At 42.0% G+C, this 26425-nt stretch carries 30 protein-coding genes; 12 read left to right on the top strand and 18 right to left on the bottom strand.

The features are described 5' to 3' along the window. Positions 1 to 246: 246 nt before the first annotated feature. Complete coding sequence (locus JVX94_RS16030) at positions 247 to 510, top strand: spore morphogenesis/germination protein YwcE (protein ID WP_008345491.1); 264 nt, start codon at positions 247 to 249, stop codon at positions 508 to 510. A gap of 77 nt (positions 511 to 587) precedes the next feature. Here JVX94_RS16030 and qoxD read toward each other — a convergent pair whose 3' ends face one another. The 8 genes from qoxD to JVX94_RS15990 all read right to left on the bottom strand — a co-directional run bounded on the left by qoxD (position 588) and on the right by JVX94_RS15990 (position 9859). Further along, complete coding sequence (qoxD, locus tag JVX94_RS16025; RefSeq protein WP_007497818.1) at positions 588 to 968, bottom strand: cytochrome aa3 quinol oxidase subunit IV; 381 nt, start codon at positions 966 to 968, stop codon at positions 588 to 590. Between the two features lies 1 nt (position 969). After that, positions 970 to 1587 carry a cytochrome aa3 quinol oxidase subunit III gene (gene qoxC, locus JVX94_RS16020; protein ID WP_008359616.1) on the bottom strand — a complete coding sequence of 206 codons (618 nt, stop codon included), beginning with the start codon at positions 1585 to 1587 and terminating at the stop codon, positions 970 to 972. Beyond that, on the bottom strand, positions 1587 to 3545 hold the full coding sequence (gene qoxB, locus JVX94_RS16015; protein WP_044331067.1) for a cytochrome aa3 quinol oxidase subunit I: 1959 nt from the start codon (positions 3543 to 3545) through the stop codon (positions 1587 to 1589). Before qoxB ends, qoxC begins: the two co-directional genes overlap by 1 nt. Positions 3546 to 3572: 27 nt before the next feature. Further along, complete coding sequence (gene qoxA, locus JVX94_RS16010; protein ID WP_095410070.1) at positions 3573 to 4529, bottom strand: cytochrome aa3 quinol oxidase subunit II; 957 nt, start codon at positions 4527 to 4529, stop codon at positions 3573 to 3575. Positions 4530 to 5046: 517 nt separating this feature from the next. After that, positions 5047 to 6129 carry a M24 family metallopeptidase gene (locus JVX94_RS16005; protein ID WP_205183771.1) on the bottom strand — a complete coding sequence of 361 codons (1083 nt, stop codon included), beginning with the start codon at positions 6127 to 6129 and terminating at the stop codon, positions 5047 to 5049. A 12-nt stretch (positions 6130 to 6141) separates the two neighbouring features. Further along, the gene (galT, locus tag JVX94_RS16000) at positions 6142 to 7653 is read right to left on the bottom strand and encodes a UDP-glucose--hexose-1-phosphate uridylyltransferase (RefSeq protein WP_205183769.1); all 1512 of its coding nucleotides are present in this window, start codon (positions 7651 to 7653) and stop codon (positions 6142 to 6144) included. Between the two features lie 35 nt (positions 7654 to 7688). Next, positions 7689 to 8681 (bottom strand): UDP-glucose 4-epimerase GalE, encoded by a 993-nt coding sequence (galE, locus tag JVX94_RS15995; protein WP_205183768.1) that lies wholly within the window; start codon positions 8679 to 8681, stop codon positions 7689 to 7691. Continuing rightward, on the bottom strand, positions 8681 to 9859 hold the full coding sequence (locus JVX94_RS15990) for a galactokinase (RefSeq protein ID WP_481748185.1): 1179 nt from the start codon (positions 9857 to 9859) through the stop codon (positions 8681 to 8683). Before JVX94_RS15990 ends, galE begins: the two co-directional genes overlap by 1 nt. Positions 9860 to 10040: 181 nt before the next feature. On the opposite strand from JVX94_RS15990, the gene JVX94_RS15985 reads away from it, so the two are divergent. Next, positions 10041 to 10886, top strand: coding sequence for an AraC family transcriptional regulator (locus JVX94_RS15985; RefSeq protein WP_095409862.1), 846 nt, complete (start codon positions 10041 to 10043; stop codon positions 10884 to 10886). Positions 10887 to 10920: 34 nt separating this feature from the next. On the opposite strand, the gene JVX94_RS15980 is transcribed toward JVX94_RS15985, so the two are convergent. After that, complete coding sequence (locus JVX94_RS15980) at positions 10921 to 11178, bottom strand: hypothetical protein (RefSeq protein WP_144471799.1); 258 nt, start codon at positions 11176 to 11178, stop codon at positions 10921 to 10923. Positions 11179 to 11205: 27 nt separating this feature from the next. Next, positions 11206 to 11637, bottom strand: coding sequence for a GtrA family protein (locus JVX94_RS15975; RefSeq protein WP_039182392.1), 432 nt, complete (start codon positions 11635 to 11637; stop codon positions 11206 to 11208). A 408-nt stretch (positions 11638 to 12045) separates the two neighbouring features. Between JVX94_RS15975 and JVX94_RS15970 the strand changes: the two genes are divergently transcribed. From JVX94_RS15970 to JVX94_RS15945, 6 genes are all read left to right on the top strand, one after another. Then, entirely contained in the window at positions 12046 to 12186 is a 141-nt protein-coding gene (locus JVX94_RS15970; RefSeq protein ID WP_095409863.1) for an anti-repressor SinI family protein, read from the top strand. Between the two features lie 303 nt (positions 12187 to 12489). Beyond that, positions 12490 to 13179 carry a class I SAM-dependent methyltransferase gene (locus JVX94_RS15965; protein ID WP_197197571.1) on the top strand — a complete coding sequence of 230 codons (690 nt, stop codon included), beginning with the start codon at positions 12490 to 12492 and terminating at the stop codon, positions 13177 to 13179. Continuing rightward, positions 13172 to 13840, top strand: coding sequence for a glycosyltransferase family protein (locus JVX94_RS15960; protein WP_144471798.1), 669 nt, complete (start codon positions 13172 to 13174; stop codon positions 13838 to 13840). The genes JVX94_RS15965 and JVX94_RS15960 overlap by 8 nt, the downstream gene beginning before the upstream one ends. Positions 13841 to 13947: 107 nt before the next feature. Beyond that, the gene (locus JVX94_RS15955) at positions 13948 to 14262 is read left to right on the top strand and encodes a DUF485 domain-containing protein (protein ID WP_048237766.1); all 315 of its coding nucleotides are present in this window, start codon (positions 13948 to 13950) and stop codon (positions 14260 to 14262) included. After that, positions 14259 to 15800 carry a solute symporter family protein gene (locus JVX94_RS15950; RefSeq protein WP_205183766.1) on the top strand — a complete coding sequence of 514 codons (1542 nt, stop codon included), beginning with the start codon at positions 14259 to 14261 and terminating at the stop codon, positions 15798 to 15800. The genes JVX94_RS15955 and JVX94_RS15950 overlap by 4 nt, the downstream gene beginning before the upstream one ends. A gap of 318 nt (positions 15801 to 16118) precedes the next feature. Next, a complete protein-coding gene (locus JVX94_RS15945) occupies positions 16119 to 16457 on the top strand; it encodes a DUF4288 domain-containing protein (RefSeq protein ID WP_144471794.1) in 339 nt (112 codons plus the stop codon). Positions 16458 to 16482: 25 nt separating this feature from the next. Here the strand turns inward: JVX94_RS15945 and JVX94_RS15940 are convergent, their stop codons facing one another. The 4 genes from JVX94_RS15940 to cidR all read right to left on the bottom strand — a co-directional run bounded on the left by JVX94_RS15940 (position 16483) and on the right by cidR (position 19376). After that, a complete protein-coding gene (locus tag JVX94_RS15940) occupies positions 16483 to 16857 on the bottom strand; it encodes a nuclear transport factor 2 family protein (protein ID WP_144483975.1) in 375 nt (124 codons plus the stop codon). Between the two features lie 134 nt (positions 16858 to 16991). Continuing rightward, positions 16992 to 17660 carry a thiamine phosphate synthase gene (thiE, locus tag JVX94_RS15935; RefSeq protein WP_144483978.1) on the bottom strand — a complete coding sequence of 223 codons (669 nt, stop codon included), beginning with the start codon at positions 17658 to 17660 and terminating at the stop codon, positions 16992 to 16994. Then, entirely contained in the window at positions 17647 to 18471 is an 825-nt protein-coding gene (gene thiM, locus JVX94_RS15930; RefSeq protein WP_205183765.1) for a hydroxyethylthiazole kinase, read from the bottom strand. The genes thiE and thiM overlap by 14 nt, the downstream gene beginning before the upstream one ends. Positions 18472 to 18488: 17 nt before the next feature. Then, positions 18489 to 19376, bottom strand: coding sequence for a cidABC operon transcriptional activator CidR (gene cidR / locus JVX94_RS15925; RefSeq protein WP_039182411.1), 888 nt, complete (start codon positions 19374 to 19376; stop codon positions 18489 to 18491). Between the two features lie 164 nt (positions 19377 to 19540). Here cidR and JVX94_RS15920 point away from each other — a divergent pair, with 164 nt between their 5' ends. Both JVX94_RS15920 and JVX94_RS15915 read left to right on the top strand, forming a co-directional pair. Then, positions 19541 to 19924 (top strand): CidA/LrgA family holin-like protein, encoded by a 384-nt coding sequence (locus JVX94_RS15920; RefSeq protein ID WP_024426437.1) that lies wholly within the window; start codon positions 19541 to 19543, stop codon positions 19922 to 19924. Next, positions 19918 to 20598, top strand: coding sequence for a CidB/LrgB family autolysis modulator (locus JVX94_RS15915; protein WP_024423852.1), 681 nt, complete (start codon positions 19918 to 19920; stop codon positions 20596 to 20598). The genes JVX94_RS15920 and JVX94_RS15915 overlap by 7 nt, the downstream gene beginning before the upstream one ends. 241 nt (positions 20599 to 20839) lie before the next feature. Here the strand turns inward: JVX94_RS15915 and JVX94_RS15910 are convergent, their stop codons facing one another. Then, on the bottom strand, positions 20840 to 22021 hold the full coding sequence (locus JVX94_RS15910; protein ID WP_205183764.1) for a class I SAM-dependent rRNA methyltransferase: 1182 nt from the start codon (positions 22019 to 22021) through the stop codon (positions 20840 to 20842). A gap of 118 nt (positions 22022 to 22139) precedes the next feature. On the opposite strand from JVX94_RS15910, the gene JVX94_RS15905 reads away from it, so the two are divergent. Further along, positions 22140 to 22523, top strand: a complete 384-nt coding sequence (locus JVX94_RS15905; RefSeq protein ID WP_095409872.1) for a glyoxalase GlxA — start codon at positions 22140 to 22142, stop codon at positions 22521 to 22523. 87 nt (positions 22524 to 22610) lie between these two features. Here the strand turns inward: JVX94_RS15905 and JVX94_RS15900 are convergent, their stop codons facing one another. From JVX94_RS15900 to JVX94_RS15890, 3 genes are all read right to left on the bottom strand, one after another. Then, entirely contained in the window at positions 22611 to 23339 is a 729-nt protein-coding gene (locus JVX94_RS15900; RefSeq protein WP_095409873.1) for an amino acid ABC transporter ATP-binding protein, read from the bottom strand. Further along, positions 23336 to 23980, bottom strand: coding sequence for an amino acid ABC transporter permease (locus JVX94_RS15895; RefSeq protein WP_095409874.1), 645 nt, complete (start codon positions 23978 to 23980; stop codon positions 23336 to 23338). Before JVX94_RS15895 ends, JVX94_RS15900 begins: the two co-directional genes overlap by 4 nt. A gap of 70 nt (positions 23981 to 24050) precedes the next feature. Next, positions 24051 to 24815, bottom strand: coding sequence for a transporter substrate-binding domain-containing protein (locus JVX94_RS15890; RefSeq protein ID WP_024423857.1), 765 nt, complete (start codon positions 24813 to 24815; stop codon positions 24051 to 24053). Positions 24816 to 25335: 520 nt separating this feature from the next. Between JVX94_RS15890 and JVX94_RS15885 the strand changes: the two genes are divergently transcribed. Beyond that, on the top strand, positions 25336 to 26421 hold the full coding sequence (locus JVX94_RS15885; protein WP_144483988.1) for a Rap family tetratricopeptide repeat protein: 1086 nt from the start codon (positions 25336 to 25338) through the stop codon (positions 26419 to 26421). The last annotated feature ends 4 nt before the right edge of the window (positions 26422 to 26425 follow it).

The raw sequence follows: 26425 nt of genomic DNA, 5'->3' as shown, positions 1-26425 counted from the left end.
AAATTCAATGACCTATGTGGCAAGAAGACAAGTAAACATCAGATTAGCATAAGCTGCAATGAGGATTGAGGAATAAAACCAATTTGTATGGAATAAGGCCCATTTTCCAATAATTGCGTTTACTTCAAAGTCAATTGTGGTATAATACCTGTAACAAAATGTTCACAATATCTCCTAAAAACAGACACAATTGCATCCTGACCTCTCATTTGATTTGAACATCAACTTAAAAAGGAGTTGGATACGATGGATATGTTCTTTGCGTACCTATGTATTGCAACGGCTACACCCCTGTTTTTATGGCTGGAAAACAGAAAAATTGCATTAGCTTCTATTCCACCCATTATGATTATGTGGATTTTCTTCGGTCTTTACATGACAAGCAGTTTATCTCCAGCAGGACATACCTTCATGATCGCATTCTTTGCCATTAACGTGATTTTGGCTCACATTGCAGCGTTCCTCATCTACGGACTTCCATTCATTCGCAAAAGATTCAGCAGCAGATAGATATCGCCCAACTATTGGAAGCGTTATCACCATCATGATAAAAACCACTCACCTTCAAGAGATGAGTGGTTTTTTTATTATTTCTCTGAATGCTCAGACTGCTTTGGCGCAGACGGTGAATAACCGTCTTTACTGTTCTCTCCGTGGCTGTAGTGAGCCGCAAAGATCCAAACAGATCCGATGACGAAGATAATCGCACAGAACAGACCAAACAAAGTATTTCCGACTTGAACAGTTCCGTTCTCGCTCTCTGTCATGTGCATAAACATGAACAGCTGCAAGAATGCTTGAATGAACGCAAAACCAAAGATAATCCATAGTTTTGCGGAACTGCCAATTTCAGCTCCAATGGCAATCCAGAATGCTAAGATTGTCAGCACAATGGAAAGGATGAAGCCAACTACGTGTTTCCAAGGGAAGTGTTCGTGCTCTGCTGAGGAATGTGTTTTTCCAGCCATATCACAAAAGCCCCCCTAATCCGATCAAGTAAACAGCTGTGAAGATGAAAATCCATACAACATCAAGGAAATGCCAGTATAGACTTGAGATGAAAATCTTCGCTGCTGTTTGTGGAGTTAATCCACGTTTTTTAATTTGGAACAAGATACCGGTAATCCAGAAGATACCGATCGATACGTGTAGTCCGTGAGTTCCTAAAAGTACAAAGAATGCAGACCAATACGCACTTGTATGGATGCTCGCACCCTCATGTACATAATGGAAGAACTCAAAAATCTCAAATCCAACGAATCCTGCACCTAGAAGCAGTGTGAGAATCGTCCAAATGACAACCCCTTTTGTACTTCCACGGCGCATTTCATGAACGGCAATCCCGCATGTAAATGAACTAACCAATAGCAGGAATGTCATGATCAATACAAGCTTCATATCAAACAGCTCAGCTGGTAAAACGCCGCCAGCTGTTCTGCCATGTAGAACAAAGTAGGTCGCAAAAAGTGTTGAGAATAACACGATTTCCGCGCCAAGGAATATCCAGAAACCAAGGATGTTTAAACGTCCGGTTTCAGACTGATATTCAAGCGGTGCATTTGCATAGCTGCTATCATTATGTCCCATTACTTCTGCGCCTCCTTATTCTTTTTCTCTGTTTCAATCACTTCTTCAACAGGAATATAGTAGCCATTGTCATATTCGAATGAACGTAAAATCATCGTTGCGAATACACCAATCAAGCCAATAACGCCAATCCAGTACCATTCAAATACAAGACCGAATGCACCAAGTCCAAAGAATGCAGACATGATCAGCGGTCTGCCTGAATTATGCGGCATGTGAATTTTCTTGAATTCTTTTTCAGGATGAACGTCCACATTGTTTTGCTTCCAGTGATGGAATGCATCTGGTGTAGTCACTTCTGGAAGTGCTGCAAAGTTATAATGCGGCGGAATTGCAGAAGATGTCGCCCAGTCAAGTGTACGTCCTTCTCCCCAGCTGTCTCCAGACACTTCACGTTTTGAGTGTCTCCAGCTGTAGTAAATGTTGTAGCAAAGGATGATGAATCCGATACCCATCATAAATGCACCAATTGTTGAAATAAAGTTTAGTGCAGTCCAGCCATCTTCTGGTCCATACGTATAAATACGTCTTGGCATTCCTTGCAGTCCTAAGAAGTACTGCGGGAAGAAACAGATGTTAAATCCGATCATGAATACCCAGAAGAACCATTTGCCGATTCTTTCGTTTAACTTGTATCCAAACATTTTTGGATACCAGAAAACAAGACCAGCAAAACAAGCAAATACAGTACCTGCGATTAATACATAGTGGAAGTGGGATACAAGGAAGTACGTGTTATGGTACTGGTAATCCGCAGCTGCCATCGCAAGCATAACCCCAGTTACACCACCGATTACGAAGTTCGGGATGAAACCAAGTGCCCAAAGCATTGGTGATGTAAAGCTGATACGGCCTCGATACATCGTAAAGAGCCAGTTAAAGATTTTCACACCTGTTGGTACAGAAATCGCCATTGTTGTAATCGAGAAGAATGAGTTAACCGCTGCACTGTTCCCCATTGTAAAGAAGTGGTGAACCCACACAAGGAAACTAAGAACAGAGATTGCCACAATCGATACAACCATCGCTTTGTAACCAAACAACTGCTTTCTTGAGAACGTCGCAAAGATTTCTGAGAAAATACCGAAAGCCGGCAGGATAACAATATATACCTCAGGATGTCCCCAAATCCAGAAAAGGTTCGCCCAAAGCATCGGCATACCGCCTGCTTCGAGTGTAAAGAATGCAGAACCGAATAAACGATCAAATGTCATAAGTGCTAAAGCAACTGTTAGTACAGGGAATGCAAAAACGATGATGACAGACGTAATCAATGTTGTCCATGTAAACATTGGCATACGCATAAGTGTCATACCTTTTGTACGCATTTTTAAGATGGTCACCATGAAGTTAATACCTGTCATAAGTGTACCAATACCTGCAATTTGGAGCCCGAGCAAGTAGTAGTTCTGTCCAGGTCCTGGTGAGAAATCATTTCCGGCGAGCGGCATGTAACTCGTCCAGCCTGCACTTGGTGATCCTCCAATAACGAAGGAAATGTTGAACAGCATTGCTCCGACCATGAATGTCCAGAAGCTAAGGTTGTTCAAGTAAGGGAATGCAACGTCACGTGCACCAATTTGAAGAGGAACAACGACGTTGATTAAACCAATTAAAAATGGCATCGCCATGAATAGAATCATGATCGTACCATGCGTTGTAAAGATTTCATTATAGTGGTTTGAATCTAAAAACGTATTATTAGGAAGCGCCAGCTGCGCGCGCATCATCAGTCCGTCTACCCCACCGCGGAAGAACATAATCACAGCAGCAAGGATATACATGATTCCAAGCTTTTTATGATCAACTGATGTCAGCCATTCTTTCCAAAGCCATTTCCACTTTTTAAAGTAGGTTAAAACAAACACAATGGCAATGGAAGTGAGAGCGATAGAAATTTGCGCACCAAGAATTAATGGGTCTCCAGTTACAAAAAACTCATCCCATTTTAAATGCATAACGGCCTCCTCCTTTCCTTAGTCAGTTTATTCTTTTTCTAGTTTACTTTTATAGTTCTTCACATTCTCGAAAGGATCTGTCTTGGAATGCGGAGAAACTGATTGATAACCTAAACGTTTGCGTGCTTGGAGTGCATATTCAGAATCCTCTCCATGCTTCGCAAAGGATAAATGTGTTGATGAGAATGTCTGCACATCTGCAGCATCAGGAAGCATCAAGTAGTCATACGTTTTCTTCGTTAACTTTGGTGCTTCTTTCTTCGTTTTGTTTACCCATTTATCATAGTCAGACTGCGTCATCGCATTGACTTTGAATTTTTGCTGAGCAAAACCCGGGCCTGTGAAGTTGGCGTTTCTTCCTTGGTATGTGCCTACTTCATCAGCTTGAAGATATTGTTCCATTTCCATTCCAGCCATCGCGTACTTCTCCCCGCCTAGCTGAGGAATCCATAGTGATGCCATTGTATCAGCGGAAGTGATTTTAAATAAAACCGGCTGATCTTTTGGAATGTTTAAGTAGTTCACTGTCTCAATATTTTCCTCTGGATAACTGAAGATCCATTTCCAATCGACAGCTGTCGCATAAACGACAAGTGGATCTTTATGGCTTGTTGCTTGAGGTGCCTCTTCCAAAGAGTAAATTGTTTTTACAGTTGGAATCGAAAGGGCAGCAACGATTAATATTGGGATCACTGTCCAGATAACTTCTAGAAGCGTATTCCCGTGAATTTCTGGATTATAAGAGGCGTTTCCAACGTCCTTACGCTCACGGTATTTAACCAAAATGATGGTAAACAGTACAAATACCGCACCAACGATAAAGAGCATAAATCCGATAGATAAAAGGATTAAGTCTTTTTGCTGTGCTGCGACTGGCCCTTTAGGGTCTAAAACAGCGATATTGCTGCAACCTCCTAATACAAACACGCTCACGAGCATCGCTAATAAAAGCATAGGTTTAATGGCTCTGAACAAGAAGATCACCATCCTTCCTTAAATAATGTATAAATTGCTGATTAATTGTGAAAAGCCATCTGCCTTCGAAAACTTTTCTTCCCTTTGTAATGCTATCAAAATCTGTTTGAGTTAGCTTCCCTTTTTTCAAAAGTTCATTTATTTTTCATCAGATTTCTTTCAAAATGTCATAAATTCGACATAAATTTATATTATTGCACACACAATGAATTTCTAGGATTTTGAAAAGTTGAGAGTTGAAGGCAAAGGACAAACAATCAAGAACTTTGTCAAATTTAGGTTTACCACAATAAAAAAGTTTGGTCAAATTTCAATTTAACTTAATGAAATTTTATCTAGGTAAACAATTTCAAAATAGGTATCCCCACATTTAACAAAAACCTTACTTATTTTAACGCAAGTTGACAAGAAAAGAAAGTGTCGATCCTCTGACTATGCGGTGTAAGAATTGGCAGTCATGATGAATATGTGGAATCTCGCTAAATGAATTCCAGCAAAAAACCGGCTCAGCGCCGGCATTTTACAGTTATTCATCTCTTACTAAAATATCAGGGCGTCTATAGATGTCCCCTTCATGTTCAATGTCAATGTATGTCCACTTGCCTGTATAGGTTAAAAAGCGGTTCCCCTCTTTCTCTACGACCATCGTATCCTCTGACTTCAATCCAGGCAATGAAGGGTTCCAAGTAAAGACTTGATGCAGCTGAACTTCTTCTTTCGATGAAGGAACTGCAATGATTTCTCTAGATACAAAGCCCGTTTTCCCCCCTTGATGAAGCTTTTTCCAGCTATCAGGGAAGCCCTCTTTTTCATACTGAGCAATACCTGCTTTCAATACATCTTCCAATGTCTTACCAGGACGCGTGGCGGCATTCATGACCGTGTCAATTCGTGCAAGCCGCTCTTTGTTCTCTTCAAGCTCCTTTGGAAGCTGACCGAAGTAAACAGACCTTGTGACATTCGCCACGAGTCCATGCCGTTCAGCGCATAGAACAACAAGCGCATGCTTTTGAAGTTTTTTGTCCGTCGGAATTGGATGACGGTATTGATGAATCCGGTCATCTGTTGCCACAAGCAGTACCTCTATCGTCATTCCCTGCGCGTTCGCTTTATGAGCCGCAAGCGAAGCGATTTCGTGCTCCGTCTGTCCTGGAACGATTTCTTTACAGACACTCTCTACAATGACCGCTGTTTCATGACAGAGCGTTTCATATTGGCGGAGCTGTGATGCGGAAAGAATGGATCGGACTTGCGACAAATCCGGCTCGATCCATTCAAATCCATCCATTTGAATGTCTGACCCGATTCGTTTGTCTTTTGTGAGTGTTTGAATGTGTGCCGTATCATCCTCAAACCAATCCATCGTCACCACTTGAAAGGGGTGATCGATATACGCCATCTCTTCTTCAATGATCCGCTTTTCTTCCATTTGATTCACAATGAGGACGATGTCGTCTTTTAACACGAGCAGCTTGCACACGCCCTCTGGTGTATTTAACACAATGTGATTTCTTCTTCCTCCTGTCAGCCAGGAGAAGTTATTACGCTTTTGAATCAAGACACCGTCGAGCTGTTTTTCTTCCATTAATGTTCTTACTTGTTCAATCATCTAATCACCTGCCTATATGAGTGTATGAATGAAACGTTTAAAAGCTGTTTTCCCTCGATCGGTTCTTTTAAACACACCCGCCTGTGAGAGAATACGAGAAAAAATCATGCCGACTTCTTTTTGTAAAATGGCTTCTGTATCGTCCTCTGTAAAAGTGTTCTCTTCAAGCAGACGCTTTGCCCATGTTTCGTGTTTCGTGATAGCAGGGCGGGCTTTGATTTCTTCAAGGGGGTTTTTGGATAGCAGTGCTTCTTTTAATTGGCTTAATTCCTCTGCTAATCTACCAGGAAGTACTGCAAGACCCATCACTTCAATTAATCCGATATTCTCTTTTTTAATATGATGGACTTCTTCGTGCGGGTGGAAAATTCCATCTGGGTGCCGCTCGTTTGTACGATTATTACGCAGCACTAGATCTAATTCATAGTCATCTCCATGGCGGCGTGCAATTGGTGTAATGGTATTATGCGGCGTCTCTCCTGTATAAGCTAGCAGCTCCACTTCTTCATCTGAATACATTTTCCACTCGTTTAAGATAAAGTCTGCTGCGTCTGCAAGCTTCTGCCGGTCGCTGCTTCGAAGGCGGATGACAGACATCGGCCATTTCACAATTCCAGCCCTCACATCCGGAAAGGCATTCAGAGAAAAGACATCTTCCACCTCCGCTTTCGCCATCGGAAATTCATGCGCACCGCCCTGAAAATGGTCATGACTTAATATACTGCCCCCGACAATCGGAAGATCGGCGTTCGATCCGATGAAATAGTGCGGGTATATATATATGAAAGAAAGCAATCGTTCAAAGGTCTTTTTTGTGATGCTCATCGGCTCATGTTCGCCTTTGAACACAATGCAATGCTCGTTGTAATACACATAAGGTGAAAATTGTAGAAACCAAGATTCATCTGTGAGTGTCACAGGAATGATCCGGTGATTCTGTCTCGCTGGATGGTTGATCCGCCCCCCAAACCCAACGTTTTCTTTACAAAGGAGACAAAGAGGGTATTGTTTTTGACTAAGCTTTTTGGCTTCAGCGATTGCTTTGGGGTCCTTTTCCGGCTTCGATAGATTAATTGTGATCTCCAGCTCGCCATCATCTGTTGGTATAAACCACTGCACATTTTTGGCGATTCTGCCTGTATGAATATAGTGTGCGTGCTGCTGCATTTCATAGAACCAGCTTGTAGCCGCCTCTGGCCCTTCATGCTGGCGTTTCTCTTCAAACTTTGCGTAGATGACACTTGGAGGCGCCACCAAGCACCCCATGATTTTCGCATCTAGTAAATCACGATACGTATCCGTCCCCTCAGGGATAAGGCCTGTCTCTACTGCCCAATCCAGCATCGGCATTAAGATGTCTTCAAGCCCCGCATTCCCTGAAACTGTTCTTGGCTCAGCTTCATCCAGCCCAAGCACCTCAAGCAGCCGATTTCTTGTATAATCGATATCTAGTGGTGTGATCAGCTCTTGATTGATTCCGTATTGAATCAGCTGTTCCAGTTTTTCATAAATATCAACCGCCATTCTCTCTGTCCCCTCTCTTGCCTGCCTGTTATGCGTTATTTACTCTGGTAGCCGTCTGGATGCTTCTGAAACCAATCCCACGCACTTTGAATGATGGTATGAAGGTCAGCATATTGAGGTGTCCACCCTAATTCTTGCAGCGCTTTTTCAGAAGAAGCAATCAGCTTTGCTGGATCTCCTGCGCGTCTATTAGCCACCTGTGCCGGGATCGCATGCCCCGTAACGTTTCTAACAGCATCTACTACCTGTTTCACGGAGAAACCTGTGCCATTCCCTAAGTTGTATGTTGCACTTCCTTTTCCAGCGCGCAGACGATCAACAGCTAAGATGTGCGCCTCCACTAAATCCATCACATGTATGTAATCCCTAATACACGTGCCGTCCTCTGTCTCATAATCATCACCGTAAATCATGATCTGATCTCGTTTTCCTAAAGCGACTTGCAGAATGATCGGAATGAGGTGTGTCTCAGGCTGATGATCCTCTCCGACAAGTCCTTCTGTATGAGCACCAGCTACATTAAAGTAGCGAAGCACGACGTATTCTATTCCATATGCCTGCTCAGACCACTTCAACATTTTTTCAATCGCTAGTTTCGTTTCTCCATAAGGATTGGTTGGGTTCGTCTCATCCGTTTCAACGATCGGTACACGTTTTGGCTCACCATACGCAGCAGCGGTTGAAGAGAACACAATGTGTTTCACATCAAATTCATTCATCACCTGAAGTAAAGCTGTTGCTCCTCCAACGTTGTTGTTATAGTACTTTAGCGGGTCTGTTACACTCTCACCGACAAGTGAATCTGCGGCAAAGTGCATAACCGCTTCTATTTGATGCGTTTTGAAAACCTGTCTTAAAAAGTCTTGATCTCGTAAATCGCCCTCTTCTAAAACAGCTCCCTCCAAAACAGCTTCTTTGTGGCCTGTCTGCAAATTATCCACTACCACCACTTGTTCGCCTTTCGCTAAAAGAGCCGCTACCGCATGACTGCCAATGTACCCTGCTCCCCCACACACTAAAATTGTCATTACACTTCCTCCTTCGTAAGTTCTCTTGCGCCGCCTCCAATTCCAGCTGTGTAAAAAGAGGCGTGAATGCCCGTCTTCTCTTGATAAATCGCACTCGTTTCTTCTATAAATGATGTCAGCTGCTTTTCTTTCACAATACTGATCGTGCAGCCGCCAAAACCTGCACCAGTCATACGGGAGCCAATCGTCCCAGGATGAAGCCAAGCGGCTTCTACCAGTGTATCTAGTTCAAGTCCAGTCACTTCATAATCATTCTTTAAAGAAAGATGAGATGCCTTCATGAGGGCGCCTAGCTTTTCAATTTTATCATCTTTCAAAAAATTTATCGCTCTCATCGTCCGCTCGTTTTCTGTCACCACGTGTCTTGCACGACTACGGCATATTTCATCCTGAATCAAGTGGGCATGCTCGGCAAATTCATCTGCTGTGAGCTCACATAAGTGGGCAAGATCGATTTCTTTTCGTAAATCGTTTAAGGCCGATTGACACTCTGACCTGCGTTCATTGTATTTGGAGTCTGCCAGTGTCCGCTTTTTGTTTGTATTGGCAATGACAAGCGCCAGCCCCTCTTGCCGAAACGGACTGTATTCAAAATCAAGGGTGTCGCAATTGAGCAAGATGGCGTGATCTTCTTTTCCAAGAGCGATTGAAAACTGATCCATGATGCCGCAATTGACGCCAATAAATTCATTTTCTGCACGCTGCGAAAGGAGGGCAAGACGGGCATTTGAAACGCCAAATGAATGCCATTCATTGATGCAGACGGCGGTGACAAGCTCGATGGAGGCAGAGGAAGACAGACCTGCGCCATTGGGAATATTGCCGCCGTATACAATGTCAAAGCCTTCTTCTATCTTCATCCCTGCTTCGATAAACTGACTGAACACACCCTTCGGATAATTCGCCCAGCCGTCCGACTCCAAGTAAGCGATTTCAATAAGGTCAAATTCTTTCACACCATCGCCATCAAAGTTCAAGGAATACATTCTCACACGGCCATCTGACCGCTTTGCACATGCTGCATATGTACCAAGAGTGAGCGCACAAGGGAATACATGACCTCCATTGTAATCTGTATGTTCACCAATCAAGTTCACTCTTCCCGGGGCAAAAAAATAGCGAAGTTCTTCTCTATCCCCAAATTGCTGGTGAAATGCCGTGCGTAACATATCGATCATATCCATTCCCCTTTTCTCTTCTGATACTCTTATTTTAGTTGCCTGAACATCGTAAGTTCAATGGTAAAAAAATCGTTAAAAAATACCCTTTTTTTGCTGTGAATGGTACGATGTGATATGAGGTGTACCATGATTCAAAATAGAAAAAGGTTGTTTTTTGCTGTGAAGGAGGTTTTCCAATTTGAAGAAGGAAGCATTTGCATTTCGTTTTCACCATTCTGATGTTACATTGCCGGCACAAATATGGTCTGTTGGCTGGGAGGTTCAATCATCTTCGTTATACAGTTGGAATGGCGTGGAGCGGAAGGATCAGGGCAAGTGCATCTTTCAGCTCACACTGTCTGGACACGGCATGATTGAAATCGGACAGAAGCGGTTCAAAGTCTTGCCGGGACAGGCCTTTCTTGTGAAAAGTCCAAGTGCCTATCAATATTATTTTCCAGAGGACAGTGAGCATTGGGAATTTCTCTATTTGACGCTTTATGGGGAAGCCTGCGATCTTTGCTTTGACCAATTTATTGAACAAGGAAAGCAGGTCATGCGTTTTCATCCTAATTCCAAACCGATCCGCCTGCTGAAGAAAATTTATGATGAAGCCAGTGAAAGACGGATTACCAATCCATTTGAGGGGTCTAGCCTTGCTTATCAATTTGTCATGGAACTGTATTCATATTTGCCAAAGCTTGAGGGACAAATGGAGAAATGGCCTGAGCCCATCGTCCAAGCGGCCTTGTTTGCCAGCCATCATTTTCACGAGGAAATTGGCCCAGACGATATGGCAGCTGCGGCACGTTTATCCAAAAGTCATTTTACGAGAGAATTCAAAAAGGCCACTGGCTTCACACCTATTCATTACTTAACCAATATCCGGTTAGAAAAGGCGGAAACATTATTAAAAACAACGAAATACTCAATTGAAGAAATCGCCATACAGTGCGGCTACCGAAATGCGAATTACTTGAATAAAGTCTTTCGAAAGAAAATCGGCATGTCTCCAAAGCAACTGCGGGAAACAAGCGATGCATAATAAAAAGCAGCCGCTTCATCATTGGCTGCTTCTTTTACGCTTTTGACAGGTCAACATGAACTCTCCCTTGTCTTAAAACAATGGTCATTTGCGTGTCAGGGGTCATTAAGTTTTCTAAAATGTCCGTTGCTGTTTGAAGCGCAATGTCCATTCGGTTGATCTTTTCCTTATCTTGTTCCGAAAACGCTTCTGGATGTGCGGTCATTTCTTTGACTAGCCTCAGCACTTGTTCATGCTGCTTTTCTGTTTGTTGATATATGGCATCATATAAGTCGTCTGGCCTGCTGCTCATTTCACATCACCTATCTTTTTTTATGTGTTAAATCGCATCTTCTTTTGTTTTCTTGAAGACGAACCACTTACTGGCGACATAATTGACCACCACAATCACAAAGTTGACGAGAATTTTTGCGACGGTTTCATTGAGCGCCATTTGGCTCACAAATAAAATCATCAGCCCCAGATCTACACCTAGAGACATGAGACGGACACTAAAAAATGAAGAAAGCTCACGCATGAGGCTTTTTGTGTCACGAGCCTTTTGCTTGAAGACATACTTCTTATTGGTGATATAAGCAAAGAGAACAGCAAATACCCATGAAACAACCGTAGCTGTTTTGTAATCCATGGAAAACATCTCAACGAATAAATAGAAGCTGACGATATTGACAATGGTTGTACACACACCCATCACAAGATACATGACAACTTCTCGGTACTTTTGAAAAAGGCTATACATGTCTTTCTTCATTCCTTCTTGGTGGTTTCTGTTTCTTTTAGAATACCATCTTGAGAAGAACTTCCCAAACGAACAATATGTACGTCGTGCAAAAGATGAAATTTGTTCTACTCGATGGCAAATGTCAACGCAATTGGTTTATATGAGTCAAATGTTTTAGGTCTTTATCATTATTTTAATTTATAATCTTTCAACTGACTTTACAATTGTTTATTATTAGAAGTAAGATTTCAATATTTATGGGTTTTTTAGTCATTTTTTTAGGAACGTGGTAGGTGATAGATTTTACAAAATAGGTTAAATGTCATCATTTTTCGACAAAATTTATTTTGCGCTGTTTTTAACCACACGTACAGTTACTAGACGGTTTGTTCAAGTCATTGGTTGCAGTGAATATGTCTTATTGAACTGGAGGATATTATGGATACGCAAGTGAAAAGAAGAGTTGACGAAGAGTGGGTTTATTTGATTGAGGAAGCGAAAAAAATTGGACTAGGCATCGAAGAAATACAAGCTTTTTTAACATCCAACGGTGATCAGAAGATGATAAACAAACCGTAAATCAACGCCGTTATCCTTTGTCTTTCAGACTGCTTTGGCTAAAAGTTCTGACCTGTCAATTGACCTTTTGAAAATCCTTTCATGACGATACGCTACAATAGTTGAACACCTCTCCATACCAATCCCTTCCACTCAATGGGGTTCTGTCTTTCTATATTAGGAGGACAGTCCGTTTCCTGTTCTTTATATGATCCCTTTTTAGCCCCCCATTCATGAAAATTGTCCTTCTCTCGTTATAAAACCAAGCTACCCACCCATATATTAAGCATGAAAACAATGAGAAAGCAGAAAGGTGGGTAGAGCGTGAGTTCAGGTTCCCTTTCGTATTATCACCAAAAAAAGGATCAGTATTATCATGGGGTAAACCCAGTCATCGTCAGTCGTATTCGCGCGGAATGGACGTCTTTATTAGATATCGGATGCGGCACAGGCAAGCTTGGAAAAGTCCTGAAACAAAAGGGCCGGACCATTTATGGCATTGAGTCATTTGAAGATGCAGCAAAAGAGGCTAAGCAAGAGCTGGATCATGTTCTCTGCGGAAATATTGAACAGATGGCTCTCCCATATGAGCATGAACAATTTGACTGCATTATTTTCGGAGACGTCCTCGAGCATTTATTGGACCCTTGGGCCGTTTTAAAAAAGGTGAAACCCTTTCTTAAAAAAGAGGGGGCCATCCTGTCATCTATTCCAAATATCGGCCATATTTCAACGGTTTTAGAATTACTTGCCGGCAGATTTACTTATACAGATGCAGGGTTAATGGATCAAACACATTTACGTTTCTTCACCCTTCACGAAATACATGCACTCTTTCATTCAGCGGGTTTTCGCATTCGCGAATTCGAGGCCATTCGCGTACAGCATCCATCCTATGCAAGCGTGTTGAATGATCTACATGAATTACTCATAAAACATGGCATTCGTTCTGATTTTCACGAGGCCGCTACAGCCTATCAATATGTGGTCGAGGCGGTTCCATTCAATGAGTAATCCCACCATCCTGTTTGTTTTATGTGTGAACGATGAATCGATGTTTCAGGCTTGCTTCCGGCAGCTCGCTTCACTTCCGGCTCCTCATGGATATCATGTGGAGGTCTTACCAATCAGACAGGCATCAAGTATGACCTCTGCATACAATGAAGCTATCACTCATCCAGCTCAGTTTAAAATTTATCTCCATCAGGATACTTTGATTGTCAAACAGCATATGCTGCTTGAGCTCATCCCCCTTTTTTTACAACATCCATCACTTGGCATGGTTGGAGTGATTGGAGCAGAAAGCATCCCTGACAATGGAATTTGGTGGGAGAGTTCTATTTGCAGGGGAAAAGTCATTGAATATCGCCATGACACCTATCAGCTGCTTTCGTTTGAAAGTGGCCGTCAGCAGCCCGAAGCGCAAGATTATATTAAAGCTGCGGCCATCGATGGTCTCTTTATGGCGACACAGTATGACGTAAGATGGCGTGAGGACCTCTTTGACGGCTTTCATTTTTATGATGTCTCGCAGTCCTTCGAATTCACTCAGCAGGGCTATGAGGTTGGGATTGCAAGACAAGAAGAGCCTTGGTGTATTCATAAATGCGGAGATCATTTTGACGCAGAAGCGTATGAAAAAGCGAGACAAACATTTCTTGCAAATTATCGATAGAAAGCACCCTTTTCGGGTGCCTTTTTTATGATATACTGTCATAAACAGCCAGATTGTCTCATATGCATTGGAGTACCTTGTCCCTAATTCGTACAAAGGAGGAAACAATGGCAGACAAAAAAGTTCATTATAAGAAGGTTGCCGCTTCAGAGGATTTTCGAAAACTTCTTGAGGAAAAACGCAGATTTATCGTACCGATGACGATTTTCTTTTTTCTCTTTTACTTTTCACTTCCGGTTGCTACATCCTACTTCACCTTTTTGAACACACCGGCAATTGGCGCGATCTCATGGGCTTGGTTATTCGCCCTCACACAATTTGTTATGACCTGGGTTTTATGTGGACTTTATGCGAAAAAAGCAGCTAAGTTCGACAATTATGTAAGCGCTTTAAAAACTAAATCGAGAGGTGATGACGAATGAGCATGACCGCTTTTATTTTGTTCATAGCGATCGTAGGTCTCACATTGGTCATCACATATTTTGCTGCGAAAAAAACAAGCAATGCGAGTGATTTTTACACAGCAGGCGGAGGTCTGACTGGGTTTCAAAACGGCCTTGCCATTGCTGGCGACTATATGTCCGCTGCATCATTTTTAGGGATTGCTGGAATGATCGCGTTAAATGGATTTGACGGCTTTTTCTATAGCATTGGTTTTCTAGTAGCGTATCTTGTCGTTCTTTACGTTGTGGCTGAACCGCTACGAAATCTAGGGAAATATACAATGGCCGATATGATCGCTGCACGATTTAAGCGCCCTGCCATTCGAGGGGTTGCCGCCTTTAATACCATTACAGTTTCCACTTTTTATATGATTGCACAGCTGGTTGGAGCAGGTGCATTAATCAAGCTGCTTCTTGGCATTGATTACTGGATCGCAGTGCTGATCGTGGGTATCCTGATGACCATTTATGTCGTGTTTGGCGGCATGATTGCCACCAGCTGGGTACAGATTACAAAGGCTGTGCTTCTCATGCTTGGAACGTTAATTATTTCTCTGCTTGTGTTTGCAAAGTTTGATTTTAGTCTGCTGAAGATGTTTGAACAGATGAAAACAGCGACCCCGCTTGGTGAATCGTTCCTTCACCCGGGAAATAAATATGATGTGCCTTTAGAAACCCTGTCTCTTAACCTCGCCTTAGTGCTTGGAACAGCAGGTTTACCGCACATTTTGATCCGTTTTTATACAGTAAAGGATGCGATTTCTGCGCGAAAATCGGTTCTTTCTGCTACTTGGATCATCGGGATTTTTTATTTAATGACAGTCTTCCTTGGCTTCGGCGCTGCTGCCTTTGTTGGAACAGAAGCGATCACGGCAGCAGATGCAGCAGGAAATATGGCCGCACCTCTTCTGGCACAAGCCCTTGGAGGAGATTTATTATTTGCCTTTGTTTCCGCTATCGCCTTTGCGACCATATTGGCAGTGGTGACTGGTCTTGTTTTATCCGCCGCATCAGCTTTTGCCCATGACTTTTATAGTCAGATTATCCGCAAAGGAAAAGCGAGTGAGCGGGAGCAAGTGAAGGCGGCACGCTTTGCTTCAATCGGCGTGGCGATCCTCTCTATCATTCTTGCATTATTTGCCCAGTCCTTAAACGTTGCTTTTCTTGTGTCTCTTGCCTTCGCAGTGGCGGCAAGTGCGAATTTACCTTTGATTATTTTCACAGTTTTTTGGAAACGATTTAACTCTACGGGCGCCATCGCAGGAAGCTTAACAGGCCTTCTGAGCGCACTGATCATCGTCTCGCTCAGCCCAAGCGTCTGGGACCCGTCAGGAGCAGCCATCTTCACAGGAGAACCGCTCATCCCGCTGTCGAACCCTGGGATTATCTCGATTCCACTCGGATTCCTTGCCGCATACTTAGGCACGATATTCTCGTCTGAAAAAGCAGATGAAGACACCTTTACGGAAATTCAAGTAAAGGCACATACAGGCATGCATATGGATACTGATTCATAAAGAAAAGCCGGCTGCTTAGCCGGCTTTTTGTGTTCTTCTATTCAAGTCTCAGTAAGGTATAAATTGGCTTTTTAACTTATTTTTATACTTCTCTAATCTGGCAACCCTTCTAAACGTGATTAGAGAGCAGCATGTAATGAGAATTAACAGAATTTCATGAACTTCCCCTCTGTTATCCACCACACTCTTCATTCCTATCCCTCCTCGTAATGAATCTATTTATAGTTATGTATTTCCTGCAAGATGTCATTCCTATGTTATCATGTTATACACATACTGGAAATTATTTAAAACGACATGAAAGAAGTGGGATGACATATGCAAAGGATTTATTCTGCAAAATGTTTATTTGAATCCATCTCAACGCCAAGCAGTATACCTGATAAAATCTTTGAAGAACGAATTGTCTTGGTAAAAGCTAAAAACCGACGTAAAGTGAAGGAAAAAGTCGAACAAGGCTTTCCAGAAGAAACCTACGATAATGCAGAAGGTGGACAAACCATCATAAGATTAGCAGCCATCCTAGATATCTTTGAGCTCGTAGATCACTTAGAACAAAAATCACTACACTTGAGTGAAGTGTACAGCCGCCACCTGGTTTTTGATAAAGAAACATCTGCTCAAGAGGCAATTGAGGCATATTCTTTAGACAAATAAAAAAGCCGGCTGCTCAGCCGGCTTTTTAATAGCGCTGGAATAACTCTTGGTTTTTCGGAACGTTTTCTAAATAAACGATCTTCCCTTGGTCGTCCAGCTCTGCGATATCAATTCCTTCTGCTGTATAGACACGGCCATCCGAAAGCTTTCCGCAAACAGCCCAGTTTGTTTCATACTTTCCGTCTTCTCTTTTAATCCACCCATCCCACATATGCTTAATGTCTTCATGCACGTGGAAAAACGTGTTCAAAAACTGTGTGAATGCTTGGATACCAGGCTTTTGTGCGCCATTTAAGACAATCATGACATCGTCAGAAAACAATGCCAGCAATTCATCCAGTTGCTCCTGCCCTTTTCCTGCTTCATCATATCGGCGAAAATACGTATCGAGCACTTCCATGTTCATTCTCCTTTATTTACCTGTCATTTCGAAAACGATCGAACTAATGTGATTGTACACAATTGTTTCTCTCCTGTCTATTTTTCCAGACATAAGAAAAGACATGAATTGATATAATCCATGTCTTCTTCAAGTTAAAGGGATGCTTTTTCTGCTACAACAAGTGATTTCAGCTCTTCTGCTGCTTTTTTAGGATCGGGGCTCTGGCTAATGGCGCTAATGATGCTCACACCATCTGCCCCAGCTTGTATCACTGGTGCAGCATTGTCGTATGTGATCCCTCCGATACCAACAATCGGAATCTGAAGGCCATGACGGCGGACTTCAGTGATCAAAGACACCCCCTGGACACTGCGTGTATCCTTTTTCGTTTCCGTTGGATAGACTGGGCCCATCCCGACATAATCTGCTCCGTCCTTCATGGCTTGTTTCACTTCATCTAGGTTATGCGTCGACACGCCTAATATTTTATTCCCGATCCTTTGTCTGACGTCTTTTGCGTTTGTGTCTTCCTGTCCAACATGAACGCCATCTGCATCAAGATCAATCGCTAGCTGTACATCATCATTCACAATAAAAGGAACATTTGCTTCTTGGCAAAGCGCTTGGATTTGACGAGCCAATTGTTTCTTCTCTTCACCTTGCAAGGCTTTTTCACCCTTTTCACGAAATTGAAACATGGTGATTCCACCTTGAATGGCCTCTTTCACAACATCAAGCGGCAGTCTCGTTGTATTCGCTGTTCCCATAATAAAATAAACCGATAATTGCTGTTTGATTTGCTGTTGATCAGCCTTTGTCATGTGAAACTCCCCCTATTTTCCCTAGTGTCAGCACATCTTCGCCGGTTGTGTGTGATAGTGCATTTAATAATTCCATTTGAAAGGTTCCCGGTCCTTGATCCTTTGCATGCAGAGCTGCCCTTTCAGCGGCGACACCATAAAACAGCAATGCAGCTGCCGACGCATGAAGCGGCTGTTCACCCGCTGCACAAAATGCTCCGATGACAGACGTCAGCAAACAGCCCGTTCCCGTCACCTTCGTGAGCCATTCATGTCCATTATGAATGGACAGCACCTCATCTCCATCTGACACCACATCGACTTTCCCTGTGATCACCACTATTGTCTGAAGTGCAATGGACGCTTGTTTGGCTAATGCCGCTACATCTCCATTGGCGGCTTTCGCATCAATGCCTTTTGACTCCCAGCCATCCACTCCAAGTAAATGAGCCACTTCAGCAGCATTTCCTCTGACAACGGTGATTTTCACTTTCTCTAACAGCTGTTTAGCGGCATTCGTTCGAAACGTTGTCGCACCGACGCCGACAGGATCTAACAAAACAGGTACACCTTTTTCATTGGCGGCTTGTCCAGCGAGAATCATGGCTTCCACCGTTTCCTTAGTCAATGTACCAATATTAAGCACTAGTGCATCCGCTAATTGCGCCATTTCAGCCACTTCTTCTTTGGCGTTTGCCATGACCGGCGAAGCACCTAAAGCAAGCAGTCCATTCGCTGTAAAATTCGTCACGACTTGATTGGTGATATTATGAACGAGTGGATTTTTCTCTCGAACCTTCTCCAATAATTGAGACGCGCAGCTTGTTTTCATCTGTATCGTCCTCCCTTTTACTCTGCATCCCACACGTAGGATTTCGTATGCTTTAACCATTCTCTAGCCGCAAACGACAAATAGCGGTCCTTTCGCCAAATGACACCTAAATGCCACGGGATCGACGGGTTTAGAGAAATGACCTTTACCTTTTCAGGATCAAGATCACGGCAGATTCGTTCTGGCAGAAGTCCAATCCCTAAGTTTTCAGCTACCATTTCACTAATGAAATCCCACTGAGACGTTTCATAAATGACATTTGGCCGGAATCCCGCATTCATACATTCATTTAAAATCCGGCTGTGCAGAACAAAATCTTCTCTAAAGAAAATAAATGACTCTTCCCTTAAATCAGCTAAATGTACCTCCTCACGACCAGCCATCGGATGGGATGGATGCGTCACGAGCTTCATGTTCTCTTTAATAATGGTGTACGTATGAAAAATTTTATCATTTGCAGGCAGAACAATGACACCAATATCTAACGACCCATCCTCGACCCCTTCCTCTACTTTAATGGAGCCGTGCTCGACCAATTGAAATGTGACATCTGGATATTGCTGGCGGAATTCCCCCATGACATTCGGGAAGAAACTTGACCCAATCATCGGCGGCAGTCCGATTCGGATATGCCCTTTTTTCACATTCATTAAATCATTTAACTCGCTCGTTAAATTCTGAAATGATTGTGTGATTTCACTCGCCTGTGTATACATCGTTTGGCCAGCATCAGTCATTTCAACCTGCCGGCCATTTCGGTAAAACAACTGCACCCCCAGCTCATCCTCCAGGTTTTTGACCATTTTGGAAATGGTCGGCTGTGATACGTATAGGGACTGCGATGCTTTCGTGAAGCTCTTTAACCTTGCCACTTCTAAGAAATATGTTAAATGTCTGATGTCCACTTGCTTCATCCTTCCTATAGACAAAAGGAATAATAACTATTCGATATATGTATTTTACCTATAACTAAACGTGCTGTACACTTTAAAGTAAGCTCATCAATTGAACGTTGTCATGTTTTTGTGAAATAGTGAACAATTTATATAGAAAAAGGAGTGAACAGAAAGTGAAATTGCTCAAAAAGCCGCTGATTGCTGCCCTTCAGATTATGGCCTTGTTTATTTTTGCGAAATTCATGAATGTGCTGGCGGCCTTTTTGCATTTAAGAATTCCGGGCACGATCTTAGGCATTCTTGTCATTTTCTTATTACTTCATTTTAAGATCATTCAATTAAAATGGATAGAACTTGGCGCCGTATGGCTGCTCGGAGAACTGCTGCTTTTCTTTATTCCATCAGCAGTTGGTGTCATTGATTATGGAAAACTGCTTTCTCAATCTGGCACAAGTATTGTCCTTGTCGTCTTAATTAGTACGTTTGTGGTCATGCTCTCGACTGGTATCATGACGCAAATGATTGCGAAACGAAAGGAGCGGAAAAAGCTATGTTAGTTGGCGGATTATTTCTGATTTTAACAGTTCTTTTATATCTCGGATCAAAAGCGGTATACAAACGGCATCCTAAGGTCTATGTCTCACCATTACTTGTGACCCCGCTTGTACTTGTCGTCTTGCTGTTAATCGTCAACATTCCTTACGATGCTTACAATCAAGGCGGGAAATGGCTCACGAATATGCTGCAGCCTGCGACTGTTGCTTTTGCCATTCCTTTATATAAGTATTTTCATATCCTGAAGAAGCATGCAGTGGAAATTATTTTGAATGTGGCTTGCGGCTCTGTCATTGCGATCTTATCAACGGCATTTATCGCCAAGTTGTTTCATCTGGACACAGGTCTTATTGAGAGCCTTGTCCCAAGATCGGTCACAACACCTGTAGCGATGAGTGTGTCAGAAATGATCGGCGGCATGCCATCCGTTACGGCTGTGTTTGTCATTTTAACCGCACTGTTTGGGTCGATCATCGGTCCAATGGTGATCCGTTATTTCCGCATCGATAATGACATCGCCATGGGCGTCCTGCTTGGAACAGGTGCACATGGGGCAGGAACATCGAAGGCCTTTGAAATGAGCTCCGTCTCAGGGACGATCTCAAGTGTATCAATGATTATTTCAGCCATTATTACATTATGTGCAGCGCCTATCCTTATGTCGTTTGCCTTATAGAAAAAGCCATTTCCCTTATAGGAAATAGCTTTTAGATTGTTGACAAAGTGCTAAAATAAAGAACATTTTAGCACTTTGTCTTCTTTTCAGCGTGATAGAAAACCTTTGCAGTCTAGGAAGGACGAGTACCAGAGCGGAGCGAATTTGACATTCGTGAGCACCGGAGCGCAGACCTGCGGGCGAATGCGAGGGTTTGTCTACACGCTGAAAGCCATTTCCCTTATTGGAAAATGGCTTTTTCTTATGCTTGTATGAAGACAACCTTTAAATAGTTCCCCTCAGGATAATTTTTCGTTGTACGGAAATCCTCAGGAAGGGTATATTCTTCAAGTATCCGATAGGTTTGCCCTGCTTCTTTAAAAGCCTGCGCAATAAACCCTTTAAATTTCTTCATGCCAAACGCACTGCTATTCGTTGATGCCACAATGACGCCGTTCTCAGCTGTGATTTGGATGGCTTCTCTTAATAGCTTCTTATAATCCTTCGCTGCACTGAATGTGTGCTTTTTCGTTCGCGCAAAGGAAGGCGGGTCTAAGATGACGAGATCATAGGTCCAGCCTTTTTTCGCTGCAAACGGAAAATATTTAAAGACATCCATGACTTTGATATCCTGCCTGTCCACATCAATATCATTGACTTCAAACTGCTCAGATGTTTTTTTCAAGCTGCGGTTTGCAACATCCACACTTGTCGTACGGCTCGCTCCGCCAAGCGCAGCTGCCACTGAGAAAGCACCTGTGTAAGAAAACGTATTGAGCACAGTCTTTCCTTTTGCATAACGGTCTCGGATCGCTTTTCTCACATGGCGCTGATCAAGGAAAATGCCCGTCATCGCGCCATCATTTAAGTAAACCGCCACGTTCATGCCGTTTTCTTTCACGATGAGAGGAAATTCACCTTTCTCTCCCTTCACAAAATCATCATCTTCTATATACTGTCCTGATGTATCAAATCGTTTCTTTTCATAAATGCCTTTATAGTTCGGATATACTTGCTCAAGTGCAGCCAATACTTCTGCCTTTAATGTATAGACTCCTTCGCTATACCATTGGATGAGGTAGAATCCGTCATAATGATCAATCGTGACGCCGCCAATTCCATCACCCTCTCCGTTGAACACACGGAAAGCGGTCGTATCTGCATCACGAAATAAATGCGTTCTGCTTTTTGCTGCCTGCTCAAGCCTAGAGACAAAAAAAGCTTGATCTATTTTTTCGTTTGCATCAAAGGTTAGTACCCAGCCGATTCCTTTATTTTGTACACCGTAATACCCTTTTCCTAAAAAAGCACCTCGCTCATCCACCCATTCAATGAGCTCGCCTTCCCTTACACCGTTCACATGCGATACTGCATCTTTGGATATGAGCGGATATCCCTTTTTCACTTGTTCTGCGAATGTTTGTTTTAATGAGATTTTTTTCATGTGTGTCATCCTTATCCTAAATTGACTCTCTCTATCCTACCATATGAATGTATACGTTACTTCTATTATGATAAGATGAGGAGAAAAATATCAACATGACATAGAGGAGGCACTTCTTTTGACGACATTACGCTTAGATCATACAGGTATTATGGTTTCGAATATTGATCAGTCCATTGATTTTTATGAAAAAGTGGTGGGCATGAAATTAAAGGACCGCATCACTCATACAAATGGAATAATTGAGCTTGCATTTCTCGGTTTTAAAGATGAAACCGAAACGGAAATTGAGCTCATCCAAGGCTACAGCAGTGACCTGCCATCTGAAGGAAAGGTCCATCATCTTGCCTTCACAACAGACAACATTCATGCTGAATTCAATCGTATTCAAAAGCTGCAAATTGAATTAATTGATGAAGAAATCACGACATTACCAAATGGATATTGCTACTTCTTTTTCAGAGGGCCAGACCAAGAGTGGATCGAATTCTTCCAGCGCTAATATTTCCTAGGAAATGGGGCCGCTAAATCTCTCTTCCACTTATTCATAAAGAAAAGAGTAAGAGCATATACATGCCCTTACTCTTTTTTATAACACCTTACTAAGAAATGATTTTGTACGCTCATGCTGCGGGTTTCCAAAGAGAGCTTCTGGTTTGTCTTCCTCGACAATATATCCGCCATCCATAAAGATGACACGGTCTCCCACCTCTCTTGCAAAACCCATTTCATGTGTGACCACAATCATTGTCATACCTTCGACAGCTAATTGTTTCATTACAGCTAATACATCCCCTACGACCTCAGGATCAAGAGCTGAGGTCGGCTCATCGAATAATAGTACTTTCGGATCCATTGCCAACGCTCTCGCAATGGCGACACGCTGTTTTTGCCCACCAGATAATTGGTTAGGATAGCTTTGGGCTTTGTCTTTTAAGCCGACTTTTTCAAGCAAGTCTAACGCTTTTTCGATTGCTGCCTTCTTCTCGATGCCTTTTACCTTTATCGGTGCAATTGTGATGTTTTCTAAAACGGTTTTATGAGGGAATAAATTAAAGTGCTGAAACACCATGCCTACTTCTTGTCGTACTTTATTAATATTCACTTTTGGATCAGTAATCGTATGTCCGTGGACAATGACTTCTCCAGCCGTGATATCTTCTAATTTATTGAGGCATCTTAGAAACGTGCTTTTCCCTGATCCAGAAGGACCAATGACACACACTACTTCCTTTTCCTCGATGACTGCATTTATATCCTTTAACACTTCGTGATCGCCAAAGGATTTCTTTAAGTTTTTCACCGTAATCATACTCATTTGATATCAAATCTCCTTTCTGCGTAGCTAGCCAGTAGAGAAAGTAAATAAATGATCACGAAATAAATGACACCGACAATGAGCCAGACATTCAAAGGATCAAATGTAGCCGATGCTTGAACTTGTCCTCGCTGCATAATATCGGCAATTCCGATAATAGATAAGAGAGATGTATCCTTCAAGCTGATGATGGCCTGGTTTGTAATAGCTGGGAGCATGCGGCGGAATGCCTGCGGAAGGACGATAAAGCGCATGTTTTGCCCCCCTGTAAAGCCTAAAGAGCGCGCAGCTTCTGTTTGTCCTTTATCAATAGACTGAATCCCTGCACGAATAATTTCTGAGAAATAAGCCCCTGCATTAATTGCTACTGTAATAATCCCTGCGGGTACTCGATCAAGCGAAATGAATTCAAGTGTATTCAAACCAAAATAAATGAAGAATAGCTGTACGATAAATGGTGTGCCTCGAATGGCATTCACAAAGATGAGTGCGATGAAATTTAAGATTTTAAATGGTGACAAACGGAATAATGCCACAATTAAACCGATGATAAACCCTAAAATGATGGCAACAACAAAGATATATAAAGTGGTTTGCAAACCATCCATTAAATACGGAAATGCATTAATAATTGTATCCATGTTTCTCCCTCCCTAATTCACATACGGCTGACACATAAAGAAAGCGCGCTCGGAGCGCGCCTCGCTTGTGTTATGACTTCAAATATTTATCAATAATTTTGTCATATTCACCGTTTTTCTTTAGGTTCTCAAGGCCTTTATTGATCTTCTTCAATAGGTCTTGGTTTTTCCCCTTCATGACAGAGATACCATACTGGTCTCCATTCAAGCGGTCTCCAACTGTTTTCAATTTTAAATCTTGTTGTGCGATCGCATACGTAATGACAGGATAATCCTCAATTAAAGCATCTGCATTTCCGTTTGATACTTCCTGGAACATAGATGGACTGTCATTAAATTGAACGACTTCATACCCATATTTATCTGCGTTATCAGATGCGAACTTTGCACCAGTCGTTCCGTTTTTAACAGCTAGCTTTTTCCCCTTTAAATCATTAATAGATTTGATGCTACTGTCCTTTTTCACAACAACTGTCAGCCCAGCGTCGAAGTAAGGATCTGAGAAATCTACTTTCTTCTTACGCTCATCTGTAATACTCATCCCGCCCATTCCAACATCAAGCTGTCCTGCCTGCATCGCTGGAATGATTCCTGAGAAGTCCATCGCTTCAAGCTTCACTTTGAAACCTTGGTCTTTCGCGATTGCATTAATTAAATCAACGTCTATCCCTTCATATTTACCGCCCTTTTCAAATTCAAATGGCGGATAAGTTGTATCGATCCCAATTTTATATGTGCCTTTGCCTTCTCCCGAACCACTGTCCGATTTTGATCCACAGGCTGCCATGACAAGCACAACAATTAGTCCCATGATCAATAACATCGATTTCTTCATAAAACACGACCCCCATTGTCAGTTTTGTCTAAATATTCGCAATAACAATATTACTATACCACGCTAAAGCTATAGTGTGTGATGTTTTTTATCAATACCAAAGATCCATACAATTCTAGATCAATAGTCTCTTTAAATTTTACTTTTTTGCGAATAACTCATTTTATTCTAAAAGAAGAGTGATTCACAATTATAATGTGAGATAATCTCACAAAAAAACGAGGCGGTGCCTTGATAAATGATGTTTCTTCCTTGCATATGAAAGCAATCTCAATAACTGGCTCCCTCTCTTTATTGATATTGTAATATATTTTTTCCAAAACCCTCTTTTTACCTAAAAATATGTAAGCGTATACAAAACGAGTGGCGACTCCCTATTTCTTTCACTACTGGTTGAATTTACATCAAAAAACATGTTTTACAAACTGCAAGAGAGAGCTTAAAATATAAGAAGATACTGGAATATGGAAAGTTGATTCAGAAGAACGGATATTGATAGATGAAGAAAGGAGGATATGAATTGGCAGAAGCAAGTGTTTTGTCGTCCGTTGATGTAGCGAATATGCTCAATGATTGGTATGTCATGATGAAAAAAAGAGAAATACAAGGTGCCATCCAGTTAAAAGAAGACATTCTTCAAGCATTTGATCGAATGGAAGAAAATCAAGATGTCTTACTTTACTATCAACTGCTAGAGTACCGTTTTAAAGATCTAATAGAAGATACAGCTTCGTTAGATCATAGTCTTTTTGTTGATGAAAATGCCATCCGTACGGATGATATGCTCAGCTATTATTTCTATTTCTTTAAAGGGATGTATGAAATGCGAAGAGGTAATCAGGATACGGCATTTCACCATTTAAAATTGGCCGAGGATAAATTAGATCTCGTACATGATGACATTGAAAAAGCGGAATTTCATTATAAAACAGGGTGTCTTTACTATAATATTAGGTCCACGCTTCTCTCCATCCACCACTTAAAGATGGCTTCATCTATTTACGACGCAGATCCATGTTATGTAAAAAAATCAATCAGCTGTCAAATGATGCTTGCTTTGAATTATGCGGATCAGTCGAAATATGATGAGGCAGAAGCGTTGTTTGAAGAAGTGATTCATTCACTAGAACAGATGGAAGATCCAGATTTACTTGGCCACGCCTATTGCAATGCAGCATTTATTAAGAGTCTAAGAAATGAATACAGTGAAGCTGTGCCGCTCCTAGAAAAGGCTTTAATGATAGAGACATTCGAAACTTCTTCTCCAGGCGGCTATTTACTCGCCATGTATGCCTACACAAAAGCACTATTTAAGCTGAAAAAGCCTGGTTTGTTCCACTACTATGTACAGCTTTCACTTCAAAAAGCAGAAAATTTAAAACAACGAAACATTTCACTTAAATTATCCATTTTAGAAACACTTATGATTCAGCCAGACAACATGATTGAGCAAATCAAGGCTTATTGTGATCAATTAGAATCGATGAATTTCCTTGTCGATCTTGAAGCTATTTGTCAGGATGCAGCAGCTTACTTATTGGATCTTGGGCTTCATGAAGAATCCTCTTATTTTAGAAACAAGGCGTTGTCCTTAAAAACTTGTTAAGAAA

This window comes from Bacillus sp. PDNC022, from assembly GCF_016919285.1.
GTDB classification, from domain to species: Bacteria; Bacillota; Bacilli; order Bacillales; family Bacillaceae; genus Bacillus; species Bacillus safensis.
The sequence above is the reverse complement of the archived record's forward strand: the minus strand, read 5'-3'. Positions and strand labels throughout refer to the sequence as shown.

Bases quoted from the DNA above. Each gene is read 5' to 3' on its own strand.
- JVX94_RS16030 (WP_008345491.1), top strand. From the start codon at position 247: ATGGATATGTTCTTTGCGTACCTATGTATTGCAACGGCTACACCCCTG.
- qoxD (WP_007497818.1), bottom strand. From the start codon at position 968: ATGGCTGGAAAAACACATTCCTCAGCAGAGCACGAACACTTCCCTTGG.
- qoxC (WP_008359616.1), bottom strand. From the start codon at position 1,587: ATGGGACATAATGATAGCAGCTATGCAAATGCACCGCTTGAATATCAG.
- qoxB (WP_044331067.1), bottom strand. From the start codon at position 3,545: ATGCATTTAAAATGGGATGAGTTTTTTGTAACTGGAGACCCATTAATT.
- JVX94_RS16005 (WP_205183771.1), bottom strand. From the start codon at position 6,129: ATGATTGAACAAGTAAGAACATTAATGGAAGAAAAACAGCTCGACGGT.
- galT (WP_205183769.1), bottom strand. From the start codon at position 7,653: ATGGCGGTTGATATTTATGAAAAACTGGAACAGCTGATTCAATACGGA.
- galE (WP_205183768.1), bottom strand. From the start codon at position 8,681: ATGACAATTTTAGTGTGTGGGGGAGCAGGGTACATTGGCAGTCATGCG.
- JVX94_RS15990 (WP_481748185.1), bottom strand. From the start codon at position 9,859: ATGATCGATATGTTACGCACGGCATTTCACCAGCAATTTGGGGATAGA.
- JVX94_RS15980 (WP_144471799.1), bottom strand. From the start codon at position 11,178: ATGAGCAGCAGGCCAGACGACTTATATGATGCCATATATCAACAAACA.
- JVX94_RS15975 (WP_039182392.1), bottom strand. From the start codon at position 11,637: ATGAAGAAAGACATGTATAGCCTTTTTCAAAAGTACCGAGAAGTTGTC.
- JVX94_RS15970 (WP_095409863.1), top strand. From the start codon at position 12,046: ATGGATACGCAAGTGAAAAGAAGAGTTGACGAAGAGTGGGTTTATTTG.
- JVX94_RS15960 (WP_144471798.1), top strand. From the start codon at position 13,172: ATGAGTAATCCCACCATCCTGTTTGTTTTATGTGTGAACGATGAATCG.
- JVX94_RS15955 (WP_048237766.1), top strand. From the start codon at position 13,948: ATGGCAGACAAAAAAGTTCATTATAAGAAGGTTGCCGCTTCAGAGGAT.
- JVX94_RS15950 (WP_205183766.1), top strand. From the start codon at position 14,259: ATGAGCATGACCGCTTTTATTTTGTTCATAGCGATCGTAGGTCTCACA.
- JVX94_RS15945 (WP_144471794.1), top strand. From the start codon at position 16,119: ATGCAAAGGATTTATTCTGCAAAATGTTTATTTGAATCCATCTCAACG.
- JVX94_RS15940 (WP_144483975.1), bottom strand. From the start codon at position 16,857: ATGGAAGTGCTCGATACGTATTTTCGCCGATATGATGAAGCAGGAAAA.
- thiE (WP_144483978.1), bottom strand. From the start codon at position 17,660: ATGACAAAGGCTGATCAACAGCAAATCAAACAGCAATTATCGGTTTAT.
- thiM (WP_205183765.1), bottom strand. From the start codon at position 18,471: ATGAAAACAAGCTGCGCGTCTCAATTATTGGAGAAGGTTCGAGAGAAA.
- JVX94_RS15915 (WP_024423852.1), top strand. From the start codon at position 19,918: ATGTTAGTTGGCGGATTATTTCTGATTTTAACAGTTCTTTTATATCTC.
- JVX94_RS15910 (WP_205183764.1), bottom strand. From the start codon at position 22,021: ATGAAAAAAATCTCATTAAAACAAACATTCGCAGAACAAGTGAAAAAG.
- JVX94_RS15900 (WP_095409873.1), bottom strand. From the start codon at position 23,339: ATGAGTATGATTACGGTGAAAAACTTAAAGAAATCCTTTGGCGATCAC.
- JVX94_RS15895 (WP_095409874.1), bottom strand. From the start codon at position 23,980: ATGGATACAATTATTAATGCATTTCCGTATTTAATGGATGGTTTGCAA.
- JVX94_RS15890 (WP_024423857.1), bottom strand. From the start codon at position 24,815: ATGAAGAAATCGATGTTATTGATCATGGGACTAATTGTTGTGCTTGTC.